This window comes from Lactiplantibacillus argentoratensis (assembly GCF_037290055.1).
Classification (GTDB): domain Bacteria; phylum Bacillota; class Bacilli; order Lactobacillales; family Lactobacillaceae; genus Lactiplantibacillus; species Lactiplantibacillus plantarum.
In genome coordinates this window covers 1633335-1646984 of sequence record NZ_CP147647.1, presented here as the reverse complement: position 1 = coordinate 1646984, position 13650 = coordinate 1633335, and the positions used below count along the sequence as shown (strand labels likewise).

Sequence of the window (13650 nt, the reverse complement as noted above, 5' to 3'; positions counted from 1 at the left end):
TAGATACAAGTATAGTGTGATTCAGATAATTGTGATTACCAATTAACCCCAAACATCATCCATGTGCGGCAGTTGCAATAAGCCATCGCTAGCCGGGTCAGTTGTGCCGATGGTCTTTAAATGCCAAGTACCCTGATCGTCCTTGGTCGCAACGACTTTTTTGCGTTTGCCTTCTTGATTTTTGTAGAAGCAGTTTTCGCTATCCGCACCGATTTCGCGGGCGAGGACTTGGTTGGATGTGACGTAACCGTCGTTGGTTTGAAATTTTTCGATTTGGTCGACCGTAGTCAATTGTTCATGACCACGACGATAAATTCTTTCGATGAGTATCATCAGTAAATTCCCCCTAATATTGATAACCTTACTAATTTAATCATATTTTACCATACCCGGATACGCGGCAAAAACAATTCTGAAATGGTTAGCAAATTTATAAGAATTAAAGTTCGATACTTGCTAAACCAATGGCAAATTGGTACACTACTTGTTTAAAGTCTGCTATAATAATAGCTAGATATGAAAATATACTAACGATAAATTAATTTATTATTTAATCAATTTCACATTGTGAAGGAGAGATCAACGACATGTTAAAACGCACGAAACAGTTTCTGCGATCAATACATTATGACTACGATAAAACATATATTAGACCGCTGATGGTGCCCGACAGCGTTTACGTGTTGAAATTCGGTAAGGACCATCGCAACAATCGGGTGGTCGTTAAGTACAGTCATACTTGGACCGGGCGAATCAAAATCAATGAGATCGCAGTTCGGTTGCACAAGCAAAAGCATCCGCGGATCTTTAAGCATGAAGCCGACATGATCAAGTACTTGAATAAGCATTTAACCAAGAAGACCGCAAATAATGACTAAGTGAATGAGGACGGACTAGCAGGGTGCTAGCCCGTTTTCTATTAGAAGTGAGTGAAATAAGCATGATAGCAATCGAACGATTTTTAAGCACACATACGACCCCTGAAATTGCGGCGGGCCTCCTGGGTAAGCAGTTGTGCTTACAGACATCTAGCGGCGTATTGACGGCCTGGATCACAGAGACAGAAGCGTATCTTGGCGTCCGTGATGCGGGCGCCCACGCGTACCAGAACCATCAAACGGCGCGTAATCGCGCACTCTGGCAATCGGCGGGAACGATTTACATCTATCAAATGCGGGCCTGGTGTTTACTGAATATCGTGACGCAAGCTGCCGGTACACCGGAATGTGTCTTGATCCGCGGGATTGAACCAGATGCGGGGCTTGAGCAAATGCAAGCGCAGCGGCCAGTGCCCATTGCGAACTTGACCAATGGACCGGGCAAGCTAATGCAGGCGCTTGGGCTGGATAAAACGTTGAATGGACAAGCACTGCAACCGGCGACGCTATCGCTGAATTTGAGCCCTTGTCGGCAACCGGAACAAGTTGTGGTGACCCCACGAATTGGAATCGTCAACAAAGGTGAATGGACAACGGCACCGTTGCGGTACTTGGTGGCTGGCAATCCGTTCGTATCCAAGATTTCTCGCCGGACGATCGATCATGAACATCATGGTTGGATGACCAGGTGATTGTCAAGCTGATCCGGCTTGTTATATAATTGATACTAAGAAAAAACGTGATAGTCTTAAGTGATGGCGCTTGGCGCTCTAGCTTGTTACGGGAGGAAAATATAAAGATATGAAATGGACTGAAGTAACAGTCAGTACTTCTAACGAAGCGGTTGAAGCAGTGGCCAATATTTTAATGGAAGCCGGGGCCAGTGGCGTCAAGATTGATGATGCCTTGGATTATCAGAATTTAAAGCCGGATCGGTATGGCGAAATCATTGATTTAGCGACAATTCCACACGTCACTAGTGGTGCAAAGATTTCCGCTTATTATCCTGAGACGGTGTTCGTACCGGAGGTCATTCCAACAATCAAGCAACGTGTCAGTCAGTTGGCTGATTTTGGGTTGAATCCGGCCCCAAATGAAGTCAGCATGACGGCCTTGTCAGATGAAGATTGGGCGACCGCTTGGAAAAAGTATTATCATCCGGTCCGGGTCACGCGCTACTTGACGATCGTGCCGAGCTGGGAAGAGTACCAACCAGCGCAACCAGGTGAGCTTGTATTGCGATTAGATCCGGGTCGCGCTTTTGGTACCGGGACACATCCGACAACCAAGCTCTGTTTGCAGGCGCTTGAGACCGTCATTAACGGTGGCGAGCATTTGATTGACGTCGGTACCGGGTCAGGCGTATTAAGTATTGCGGCTAAAGCGATGGGGGTCGGTGCCGTTGAAGCTTATGACCTTGACGATGTGGCCGTGGCGTCAGCCCAGACGAATTTGGACTTAAATCCAGTTGCTAAGGATGTTCATGTGGCGGCTAATGATTTGTTAGCTGGGATTGATACCCAGGCTGATATTATCGTCGCCAATATCTTGGCTGAAATTATTATTCCATTGGTACCGCAAGCCCGGCAAAACTTAAAACGAGGTGGTTACTTCATCACTTCTGGTATCATCGATGATAAGTTCCAGGTCGTTATGGCAGCAATCAAAAAAGCTGGCTTCCAAATTACACAACATACGCAAATGGGCGACTGGCACGGCATCATCGCCTATCTACCAACAACCGAAGATTAGTGGGGGACAAAAATGCAACGATACTTTTTATCAACACCGATTACGACGACCGTCGGACAAACTTTCACGATAACGGGTGAAACTGTCAAGCATTGGGTCAAAGTGATGCGCGCACAACCGGGGGATACTGCGGAATTCGTTACGACGACCCATCAAGTCGTATTGGCGGACTTGGTGAAAAGCGATGGACGGACAGCGACGGCGACAATTACGGCCGTTACGACGCCCCACGTGGAATTACCATTACCAGTGACCATTGCCTGTGGTTTGTCTAAAGGGGACAAGCCTGACCAGATCGTGCAACGCGGTACCGAGTTAGGTGCCAGCGCCTTTGTATTTTTTGATAGTCAGTGGGCGGTCGCGAAATGGGCAGTGAACAAGCAGGCCCGTAAGTTGACCCGGCTGGCAAAAATTGCCCAAGGGGCGGCGGAACAGTCGCACCGAACAATGATTCCTAGTGTGAGTTATGCGACGAATCTAACGCAGGTGTTAACGCACGTGCCGTATGATACCGGCGTCGTAGCGTGGGAAGAATCGGCCAAGCAAGGTGAGAGCAGTCAATTGGTGCAGACGTTAAAAACAATGACGCCGCCACAACGACTGCTGGCGATCTTTGGTCCTGAAGGGGGCTTGGCGCCACAAGAAGTAGCGGCATTACAAGCTGCTGGTATGACGGCAGTCGGCCTGGGCCCACGGATCATGCGAGCTGAAACGGCGCCCCTCTACTTACTAAGCAGCGTTTCTTTTTGGTGCGAACTAGTGTAATTTTGTGGTCGGTGGTGTACAATAAATAATCATAGTCATTTAGCAATAAAGCGTAAGCGAGGGAGTTAGTTTGACGGAAAAATTTCGTAAGTTTAATGGCCAGTATTGGCTGATTGCGCTTGTCGTTGGGGTGATGATACCATGGTTGCTGCGCTTTACGAGTGTTAGCCGGTTTCATCAGATTGTGTGGCTACTCTTTGTAGTTGACTTTGTGCTGGCAGCGGTTGTTGGCTGGTGGATTCGTCGGACTGAACGGACAGGCTGGTTAGTCTGGTTGTTCCCAGTGGGCTGTTTTGTCGGGCTCTATCTATTTTTCCCAACGTATGTCTATTACTTAGCGTTAGTTGATTTAGGCATATCCTACTTAGCATATGGGTTAACTGGTCCCCGCGCGAATTTGCGTTAAAACGGTTGTCAAGGCACGTTGGGTGGGAACCTCACGTGCCTTTTATTAAATAGAATCTTTGTGGAAGTCGTGGTGATAAAATGCCCAAACAACCTACTTGGACTGCCCAGGATGTCCTGGACATGGTTCAAAAGTATATGAATAGTGATCACGTCGCGTTAGTTAAACGGGCGTGTGATTTTGCAACTTATGTGCACAAGGATCAGTATCGCCAATCTGGCGAACCGTATATTATGCATCCGATTCAAGTTGCTGGTATCTTAGCTGAATTGAAGATGGATCCCGAAACCGTCGCGTCAGGTTTCTTACACGACGTTGTGGAAGATACCGGTGTTACTCTAGGAGACGTTGAAGAATTGTTTGGTCATGACGTGGCCGTAATTGTTGACGGGGTCACCAAGCTGGGCAAGATTCGGTACAAATCCAACAAAGAACAGCTTGCTGAAAATCATCGTAAGTTACTGTTGGCGATGTCGAAAGATATTCGGGTCATGATTGTCAAATTAGCTGATCGCTTGCATAATATGCGGACCTTGCAGCATTTGCGGCCCGATAAACAGCGGCGCATCGCAAATGAAACGTTGGAAATTTACGCCCCCATCGCTGACCGGTTAGGGATCAGCACGATTAAGTGGGAACTAGAAGACATTTCACTACGTTATTTGAATCCGCAACAGTATTATCGCATTGTCCACTTGATGAATTCGCGGCGTGAGGACCGGGAAAAGTACATCGAGATTGCCATTCAAGACATTCAAAAGGCACTTCATGATCTGGAACTACCAGAAGCTGAAATTTATGGTCGTCCAAAGCATATCTACTCAATTTATAAGAAGATGCGGGATAAGCACAAACAGTTTAGTCAACTTTATGATCTGTTGGCGATCCGGGTGGTCGTGGACTCAATTAAGGACTGTTATGCCGTTTTAGGGGCGATTCATACACAATGGAAACCGATGCCCGGACGGTTTAAAGACTATATCGCGATGCCCAAGGCCAATATGTATCAATCCTTGCATACTACGGTGGTCGGCCCTGAAGGCAAGCCCCTCGAAATTCAAATCCGGACGTTTGAGATGCACCGGGTCGCCGAATACGGGGTCGCAGCGCATTGGGCATACAAAGAAGGCAAGCGTGACGAGGTCCAGGAGACCCAGTCAGGCAATAAGTTGAACCTGGTCAAAGAAATCATCGAACTACAGGATGAAAGTAAGGACGCTGCTGACTTCATGGAGGGCGTCAAGGGCGACCTCTTTAGTGATCGGGTCTACGCTTTTACACCCAAGGGTGACGTGACGGAATTACCAAAGGGTGCTGGACCACTGGATATGGCCTACTCGATCCATACGGAAGTGGGTAACCATACGACTGGTGCGAAAGTCAATGGCAAGATCGTCCCGTTGGATTACCAGATCAAAAACGGGGATATCGTGGATATTTTAACGTCCACTAGTTCAACTGGTCCTAGCCGTGACTGGCAGAAATTGGTTTACACGCGGCGGGCCCGTAATAAGATCAAACAGTTCTTCCGCAATGCTGACCGTGAGGAAAATATCATTACGGGACGTGATTTGCTTGAAAAGCAGTTACGTGACTTAGAATTTAACCCGAAAGAAGTCATGACCAAGGACAAGGTGACCGCGGTCGCTCAAAAGATGCACTACGGTAGTGAAGATGATCTGTTCGCGGCCTTAGGCTTTGGTGACGTTCAACCGGTGGGAATTGCCAACCGGTTAACGAGTGATGTTCGTAAACAGCGCGAGGCTAATCGGCAGCGTGAACGGGAAGAAGCGATTTTGGCAGATTCTACGGAAGCGCCAGCGAAGAAGAAAGCCAAAGATCATCATAATGAGGATCAGGAGAAGCAGGATCGGAAGCGGCAAAAAGTCTCCTCTTCTGGTGGGGTGATTATTCAAGGCGTCGACAACTTACTCGTACGTCTAAGTCATTGCTGTTCCCCAATTCCGGGTGATGAGATTGTTGGCTACATCACGAAGGGGCGCGGCGTTTCGGTTCACCGTGTTGATTGCCCGAACGTTAAGAGCGCGGAAGCAAATGGCGAACGCTTGATTGATGTTCAGTGGGAAAATCCCGAGGGTGACCGAACGAACTACAATTCTGATTTGGAAATTCAGGGTTACAACCGTAATGGTATGCTCAATGATGTGTTGAAAGTCATCAATAATCACACGAAATTTTTGACCAATGTCAACGGTAAGGTCGATCACAATAAGATGGTCATTATTAGTGTTTCGTTGGGGGTTCGCAACTTGGAACATCTCCAACGAATCATTGACAGTCTTAAAAATGTTCAGGATCTTTACGTTGTCGAACGGAAAATGTTTTAGGAGGACGCTATGCGAGTTATTGTTCAGCGGTCCCAGCAGGCACAAGTTAGTATTGATGGGAAAGTGCAAGGCACGATCGACCATGGTTTTGTCCTGTTGGTCGGTTTTCAGGATGGCGACGGACAAGCCGAATTGGATTACGTCGCGCATAAGATTTTAAACCTTCGCGTTTTTAGTGACGCCGATGGAAAAATGAATTTGAATATTCAACAAGTCGGTGGGGCCATCTTGTCGATATCGCAGTTTACGTTATACGCGGAGACGCGCCATGGTAATCGCCCAAGTTTTACAGCGGCGGGTAATCCTGAATTGGCTAGCAAATTGTATGATACATTTAATCAGCAATTAGCTGCCAGTGGCGTGACTGTTGCGACTGGTGAATTTGGTGCCGATATGCAAGTCTCCCTGGTCAATGATGGGCCGGTCACGATTTGTTATGACACCGATCAACGTTGAAGTAAAAGCTGAAAGACCAATCCGGTACTTTCAGCTTTTTGGCTATTACAATTATTAGCGGGAGTGAATGAGATGCGTGAGTTTTTATGGGACCTCGATGGAACCTTGTTAGATACTTATCCAGCCATGGTCCGAGCTTTCCAACAAGCAGTTGCCGAGTTGGGTGGGACCATTACGGCGGACGCCACGTACCAGTTGATGCGTCAACAGTCGGTCGGCTATGCAGAAAGAATGATTGCGACTCAGCATGGCTGGGATTGGCATGATTTACGAGCTGGCTATCAACGCTGGGAACCACAATTACAGCACGCGCCCGCCGCTTTTGCGGGTGCACAGGCCGTGCTTGCAAAAGTTAGTGCCGTTGGTGGTCACAATTATTTGATGACCCATCGTGACGAAAGTGCCCAGCGCTACTTGGAACAAGCCGGGTTGGCCCAATATTTCACGGATGCGGTCACGGCTGCGCAACCATTCCCACGTAAACCTGATCCAGCGGCGTTGAATTATTTATTGGATAAACACCAGGTCGATCGCCACCGCGCCGTTATGGTGGGTGATCGCAACTTGGACATCGAGGCCGGTCACAATGCTGGGATTGCCGGATATTTATTTGATATCGACCGCCTGATTACGGTGACTAGTGACCCGGAAGTTCAAGTTACGGATTTAAACGACTTATTGACCTTTGTCGACTAGTCTAGATGCCAGAACCATTGTGGTGACTAATGATTGTGTCTAACAAATTATTAAAAAGTCTCGTAATTCGGGTCGCTCAATTGAGACGCCCTGGTTACGAGGCTTTTATTAATATTGCATGAGGATTCGGTCAACGGCTGGCCCGTACGTTTCACCAAACAGGTTCAGGTGGGCCAGTAAATAATAGAGCTGGTAGCTTGGTAGTCGCGTTTGCATACCGGGTGCGAACGGATAGACTGTTTGGTAGGCCTGATAAAAATCAGCATCGAAGCCGCCGAAAATCGTCGTCATGGCCAGATCCATCTCCCGGTCACCGTAAAACACGTCGGGATCGATCAAAACGGGCGTACCGGTCGTGTCAAATAAGTAATTACCTGACCACAAATCGCCATGTAACAGGCTGGGTTTTACCGTATGCATGTGAGAATCTTGCAACAGTTGTTGTCGCAAGTGGTGATAATGCCTTTCACGCGTTTCTGACCATAAATGGTGCGCCTTGGCCAAATTGACTAATACATCTAAACGTTGTTGTGTATAGAAAGTTGCCCAATCAGTCTGCCAATGATTGATTTTCGGTAACTTGCCAGCTGTGAAATCGTGGTCAAGACCAAATTGGGCGTGGTGTTGATGGTGAACTTTGGCGACGGCTTTTCCAAGTGCGGACTGACTGCCAGTCCCGGTCGCTAGCCAATCTAATAAGAGGTAACCGTCTGTGGCGATCGTGCCACTGGCGATAACATGCGGTGTCTTAGTCACTGCACCAAGTAGTCGCAATCCAGCGACTTCGTGGTCAAAGAAAGTAACGTCATTGTGCGGCTGGACCTTCAAAAAATATTGGTGGTGACGAGTAACGATTCGAAAGGCTGCGTTGATGTCGCCACCGCTCACTGGTTGTACTTGCTGAATGTCAGTGAGTGGTAGTTGTGCGAGCCAAGCTTTTGTTAAGTGCATGTTAACTTCCTCCTTGCTGCGATGTTAAATACGGTTACCATCACTGTAACGCAATTAATTGTTATTAACAATTAGTAGCGCTGATCCGCAAGCGTGTGAAATGACGCTAGAAATCTGTTACGGGGTCAAAGCCCTGGCAAATAGATGGTCATTTAGGTAAACCGCGTCAGTTGATTTGGGCTTCATCGATTGAATAGTCACAAAAAGTGGCCGTTATCCCAGTCACTGGAATAACGGCCACCTTCAAAGACTTTATGCCGACCGCATTATTATTGATTGGCGAAGTAGGTACTCAATCCGGCGTAAACCGCGTGCGCGACTTCTTGAGGGTACTTTTTAGAACTGATCGTCTTGAAGTCCGACTTATCATTAATATAACCCAGTTCCATCAATACGGATGGTCGTGAATTATCACGAATGACCAGAAAGTCACCGAAGTCCGTTCCCTTACTAGGAATTGGCAAGGTCGAGACGTTATTGTTTAACGCCTTGGCTAGTGCTAGTGAAGTGGACTTATGGTAGTAATAGGTCGTGATCCCAGAAGCCGTATTTTTTTCTGGTGAGCTGTCAAAGTGAAAACTGATGAAGGCGTCCGCGTGAAGCTTATTCGCAATTGCGGGACGCGCGCTCAGGCCAACGTATTTATCCGAATCACGGGTTAAAATGACGTGCGCGCCAGCTGCTCGAAGCTTTTTAGCCACAGCTTTGGCGACCCGTAACGTGTACGTTTTTTCCATCTTGCCCTTGCTCGAGAGCGCACCAGAATCGGAACCGCCGTGTCCCGGATCCAAAACAATGGTGGCTTCGGAGATTTTGGTCGTCTTGGTCAACTGACTGTTATGTTCATTGACCAACCAACTGGCAATCCAGCCGAATTTATGATCCGCGTAACGGACGTATAGCCAATTGTTCTTGCGTTTCATAATGTGGACCTTAGTGCCCTTAGACGTCGCGTCTTCAATCGCGTAACTCATACCTGGACCGCTACGAATATTGACGTTGGCAATATTGACCGTCGCAGTGTTATTAGTCGCCAATAGCACCACAAAGCCAATCACGAGGCCGATAAATATAAGCGTGACCGTGATTTGACGCCAAAATTGTTTTAAAACTTGCATGCTTTGTCACCAACTAGATTTAAGATAATTGCAATTTGAAGTGCTGCAAATAGTATACCAAAAAAACAGCAGACCGACGAAATCTTGAGATAATTTTAACTAGAATCGTTGACTTTTAAGTGATTTTCGTGTAACTTTAACCATATATTAATCAATCGACCGCAGAGAAAGTAAGAGCATTGTACGCCACTATAACCAGAGACCGGTAGTGCTGAGAATTCCGGATAGTGCGCAATGAGGAGACGCTTTTGAGGTGAACGGCAGCGTTCCGCCTGTGATTACAGACGTTATCAATTAGTACTCAAAAAGGTGGTACCGCGCTAATAGCGCCCTTGGTAAATAATCAAGGGCGCTTTTTTTGTCGATTGCAATCAAGGGAGGAACTATTAATGAGATATCAACGGCCTAAAGGCACCGCCGACATTTTGCCTGGCGATAGTGAAAAGTGGCAATACGTTGAAGCAACGGCTCGTGCCGTCTTCAAGACTTATCAATTCAAAGAAATCCGGACACCGATGTTTGAAAACTTCGAGGTCTTCTCACGTTCAGCGGGGGACACTTCTGATATCGTGACGAAGGAAATGTACGATTTTCATGACAAGGGTGACCGGCACATTACGCTCCGCCCAGAAGGAACTGCCGGCGTCGTCCGGGCGTTCGTTGAAAACAAGTTGTACGGTCCGCAGGTTCTCAAACCGTACAAAGTTTATTACATGGGACCAATGTTCCGTTATGAACGGCCCCAATCAGGTCGGTTACGTGAGTTCCACCAATTAGGTGTGGAAGCTTTTGGTAGTGAAAGTGCCGCCCTCGACGTTGAAGTGATCGCAATGGGCTATAACTTACTTAAGACCTTTGGCTTGACTGATTTGAAACTGGTCATCAACACGTTGGGTGATCAACAAACGCGTGATGATTACCGCCAAGCCTTGATCGATTATTTGGAACCACACTTTGATGAATTGAGTGATGACTCCAAGGAACGGTTACACAAGAATCCATTGCGGGTCTTAGATAGTAAGGCACCGGAAGACCAACAATTTGTGGCCGATGCGCCATCGATTTTAGATTACTTGTCTCCGGAAGCTCAAGCGCATTTTGATCAAACTAAGACGTATTTAGATGCGTTAGCAATTCCGTACGAGATTGATGCCACGATGGTCCGGGGATTAGATTATTATAACCATACGATTTTTGAAATTATGACCCACTCAAAAGCGTTAGGCAAGGGCTACACGACGATCTGTGCTGGTGGCCGTTACAACGGGTTGGTTAAGGAATTAGGCGGTCCTGAAGTTTCGGGTGTCGGCTTTGGCTTGGGCGTTGAACGACTATTAGTGTTGATGGATGCCGAAAATATTGAAGTACCAACTGATGATCAGTTGGACGTCTATGTTGTGGGAATTGGTGATGCCGCTAGTGCCACGACGTTGAAGCTGGTACAAGCATTACGGGCCGCCGGTTATAAGGCCGAACGGGATTACTTGGATCGCAAGCCTAAAGCTCAGTTCAAGAGTGCTGATCGCTTGAATGCCCGTTACACGATGACGGTGGGCGAAACCGAGCTGGCTGATCAGGTCGTTAACTTGAAGGCTATGGCTACTGGTGAGGAAACCAAGGTTGCGATGGCGGGCATCTATCAAGATGCTCATCAAGTTTTAGATAAGTAGTGTGAACGGCAAGTTTGCCGATTTATAAGGAGGAAGCGTTTATGAAACGGACCACATATGCGGGTCTCATCAATGAGGATTATTTAGGCCAAACGGTCACTTTACAAGGTTGGGTACAAAAACGCCGCGACCTTGGGAGTTTGATTTTTATTGATTTACGGGACCGTGAAGGAATTGTGCAATTAGTCTTTAGTCAGGAATTTTCAGCGGATGCTTTGGCGGTAGCGGATCAGTTACGGGGCGAATACGTCATTGAAGTGCAAGGAACCGTTGTTAATCGGAATGCTGACGCTGTTAACGACCGGATGAAGACGGGTAAAGTTGAAGTTGAAATTCACGATGCCAAAATCTTAAATAAGGCGAAAACCCCGCCATTTTATATTCAAGATGACATTAACGTATCAGATGAATTGCGCTTGAAGTACCGTTACTTGGACTTGCGGCGGCCAGAAATGCAACGTGGATTGAAGATCCGTAATGGCATCACCCAAGCAGTTCATAGCTATTTTGATGCCAACGGGTTCTACGATATTGAAACGCCGTTCTTAACGAAGTCGACGCCAGAAGGGGCCCGGGATTACTTAGTGCCTTCACGGGTCTATCAAGGGCATTTTTACGCGTTACCACAATCACCACAACTCTTTAAGCAATTGCTGATGGGGGCCGGTTTTGATCGCTACTATCAAATTGCGCGCTGTTTCCGTGATGAAGATTTGCGGGGTGACCGTCAACCTGAATTTACCCAGATTGATATGGAAACGTCCTTCTTAACGGCTGAAGAAATTCAGTCCTATACTGAAGGCTTGATCAAGCAAGTCATGAAGGACGTTAAGGGTGTTGACATCAAGACGCCGTTTACGCGGATGACTTGGCAAGAAGCTATGGACCGTTTTGGTTCTGAAAAGCCGGATGTGCGCTTTGGTATGGAACTCAAAGACATGGGCGCGGCCGTTTCTAAGGCTGGCTTTAAAGTCTTTGATAATGCACTCGCTAATGGTGGCCTGGTCAAGGCGATCGCAGTTCCTGGCGGTGCTGACAAATACTCCAGAAAACAAATCGATGCGTACACGGAGTACGTCAAACGGTTTGGGGCGAAGGGCTTAGCTTGGATGAAGGTCACAGACGACGGCTTTAGTGGTCCGGTTGCGAAATTCTTCAAGAACGATGGTGACTTTGAAGCCATTACGAGTGCGGCTGCTGCTAAACCAGGCGACTTATTATTGTTTGCTGCTGACAGTTTCAAGGTAGTTTCTGACACGCTGGGGTACTTACGGACAGCGATTGCTAAGGAACTTGACTTGATTGATCAAGATCAATACGCTTACCTATGGGTCGTTGACTGGCCATTGTTTGAATATGATGAAGGTATCGAGCGCTGGGTACCAGCCCACCACCCATTCACAATGCCGAATGAAGAAGATGTGCATTACTTGAATGATGGCGAAGATCCACACAAAGCTCATGCCCAATCCTATGATATCATCTTGAATGGTTATGAACTCGGGGGCGGGTCGATCCGGATCCATACCCGCGAATTACAAGAAAAGATGTTCAAGGCATTGGACTTCACTAAGGAACGCGCCCAAGAACAATTTGGGTTCTTGCTGGATGCCCTTGACATGGGCTTTCCGCCTCATGGTGGCTTGGCAATCGGGTTAGACCGGTTCGCAATGTTGTTGTCAGGTAACGACAACATTCGTGAAGTGATTGCCTTCCCTAAGAATTCTAAGGCGTCAGAACCAATGACTAATGCACCATCGCGGGTTTCTGACCAGCAATTAGCTGATTTGGACTTGAATATTACCAATCCCGTAACGGATGATGAACCAACCGAATAAAAATATTAAGAGCGTCCAGGAATGGACGTTCTTTTTAATTAGTGTTAAATTTATATTAACATTTAATTGGAGGAATTCTCATGGAAACAGCAATTTTTGCGGGCGGATGTTTTTGGTGCATGGTTCAACCTTTTGACAGTCAACCCGGAATCGATAGTGTCGTCTCGGGTTATACCGGTGGTCACACGGAAAATCCCACTTACGAAGCCGTCAAGGCACATACGACGGGGCATACGGAAGCCGTCAAAATCACGTTTGATCCCGATATCATTAGTTACGCCGAATTAGTCAATATTTACTGGCATCAAACGGACCCGACCGATGCCATGGGACAATTTCAAGATCGCGGGGACAATTATCGGCCAGTCATTTTTGTGAACGGCCCCAAACAACGTCGAATCGCCGAAGCGTCCAAGCGGGCATTGCAAGCGAGCGAACGGTTTAGCAAGCCAATCGTCACGGCGATTGAGGATGCCAAACCATTTTATCCGGCCGAGGCACGCCATCAACGTTTTTATAAAAATAATCCGGTAGTTTTCGCGGAACAAGAAGCGGGCGGTCGCGCTGATTTTATCGCTGCACAGTGGGCGGATGCGCCGAAAGTGGACTAAGCGTGAGTTGCTGGTCATCGCGATAGGTGTGATCTAACAATAACTATCGTAGCGGGGCTCGTTCTGGAATTTAGTCGGATTGATTAATGGGAGTTTGCTGAGAAACGTGAGACTTTTAGCAGAATACTGCAAAAGACCGGCCGTTTGCAAATCGGCGTGTT

14 protein-coding genes are annotated in these 13650 nt (G+C 47.3%); 11 read left to right on the top strand and 3 right to left on the bottom strand.

The window, feature by feature from the left end; all coding sequences use genetic code 11:
* Positions 1 to 42: 42 nt before the first annotated feature.
* Positions 43 to 333 (bottom strand): hypothetical protein, encoded by a 291-nt coding sequence (locus tag V7R88_RS07705; protein WP_054396601.1) that lies wholly within the window; start codon positions 331 to 333, stop codon positions 43 to 45.
* Positions 334 to 587: 254 nt separating this feature from the next.
* On the opposite strand from V7R88_RS07705, the gene V7R88_RS07700 reads away from it, so the two are divergent.
* From V7R88_RS07700 to V7R88_RS07665, 8 genes are all read left to right on the top strand, one after another.
* The gene (locus V7R88_RS07700) at positions 588 to 878 is read left to right on the top strand and encodes a hypothetical protein (protein ID WP_003640701.1); all 291 of its coding nucleotides are present in this window, start codon (positions 588 to 590) and stop codon (positions 876 to 878) included.
* Positions 879 to 940: 62 nt separating this feature from the next.
* Complete coding sequence (locus V7R88_RS07695; protein WP_057716992.1) at positions 941 to 1570, top strand: DNA-3-methyladenine glycosylase; 630 nt, start codon at positions 941 to 943, stop codon at positions 1568 to 1570.
* A gap of 109 nt (positions 1571 to 1679) precedes the next feature.
* The gene (gene prmA, locus V7R88_RS07690; RefSeq protein WP_054396605.1) at positions 1680 to 2630 is read left to right on the top strand and encodes a 50S ribosomal protein L11 methyltransferase; all 951 of its coding nucleotides are present in this window, start codon (positions 1680 to 1682) and stop codon (positions 2628 to 2630) included.
* Between the two features lie 12 nt (positions 2631 to 2642).
* Entirely contained in the window at positions 2643 to 3395 is a 753-nt protein-coding gene (locus V7R88_RS07685; RefSeq protein ID WP_057716991.1) for a 16S rRNA (uracil(1498)-N(3))-methyltransferase, read from the top strand.
* A 70-nt stretch (positions 3396 to 3465) separates the two neighbouring features.
* Entirely contained in the window at positions 3466 to 3801 is a 336-nt protein-coding gene (locus V7R88_RS07680; RefSeq protein WP_057716990.1) for a hypothetical protein, read from the top strand.
* An 80-nt stretch (positions 3802 to 3881) separates the two neighbouring features.
* Positions 3882 to 6149: a RelA/SpoT family protein gene (locus V7R88_RS07675; RefSeq protein WP_054396612.1), complete on the top strand. Its 2268-nt coding sequence runs from the start codon at positions 3882 to 3884 to the stop codon at positions 6147 to 6149.
* A gap of 9 nt (positions 6150 to 6158) precedes the next feature.
* Complete coding sequence (dtd, locus tag V7R88_RS07670) at positions 6159 to 6605, top strand: D-aminoacyl-tRNA deacylase (RefSeq protein WP_054396614.1); 447 nt, start codon at positions 6159 to 6161, stop codon at positions 6603 to 6605.
* 72 nt (positions 6606 to 6677) lie between these two features.
* Positions 6678 to 7301 carry an HAD family hydrolase gene (locus V7R88_RS07665; RefSeq protein WP_057716988.1) on the top strand — a complete coding sequence of 208 codons (624 nt, stop codon included), beginning with the start codon at positions 6678 to 6680 and terminating at the stop codon, positions 7299 to 7301.
* A 108-nt stretch (positions 7302 to 7409) separates the two neighbouring features.
* Here V7R88_RS07665 and V7R88_RS07660 read toward each other — a convergent pair whose 3' ends face one another.
* Positions 7410 to 8252: a fructosamine kinase family protein gene (locus V7R88_RS07660; protein ID WP_057716987.1), complete on the bottom strand. Its 843-nt coding sequence runs from the start codon at positions 8250 to 8252 to the stop codon at positions 7410 to 7412.
* Between the two features lie 269 nt (positions 8253 to 8521).
* Positions 8522 to 9370 carry an N-acetylmuramoyl-L-alanine amidase gene (locus V7R88_RS07655; protein WP_060598936.1) on the bottom strand — a complete coding sequence of 283 codons (849 nt, stop codon included), beginning with the start codon at positions 9368 to 9370 and terminating at the stop codon, positions 8522 to 8524.
* Positions 9371 to 9759: 389 nt separating this feature from the next.
* On the opposite strand from V7R88_RS07655, the gene hisS reads away from it, so the two are divergent.
* The 3 genes from hisS (at position 9760) to msrA (ending at position 13489) form a co-directional block, all read left to right on the top strand.
* Entirely contained in the window at positions 9760 to 11040 is a 1281-nt protein-coding gene (gene hisS / locus V7R88_RS07650; RefSeq protein ID WP_057716985.1) for a histidine--tRNA ligase, read from the top strand.
* 41 nt (positions 11041 to 11081) lie between these two features.
* On the top strand, positions 11082 to 12878 hold the full coding sequence (gene aspS / locus V7R88_RS07645; protein ID WP_057716984.1) for an aspartate--tRNA ligase: 1797 nt from the start codon (positions 11082 to 11084) through the stop codon (positions 12876 to 12878).
* An 80-nt stretch (positions 12879 to 12958) separates the two neighbouring features.
* Positions 12959 to 13489 (top strand): peptide-methionine (S)-S-oxide reductase MsrA, encoded by a 531-nt coding sequence (msrA, locus tag V7R88_RS07640; protein ID WP_057716983.1) that lies wholly within the window; start codon positions 12959 to 12961, stop codon positions 13487 to 13489.
* The last annotated feature ends 161 nt before the right edge of the window (positions 13490 to 13650 follow it).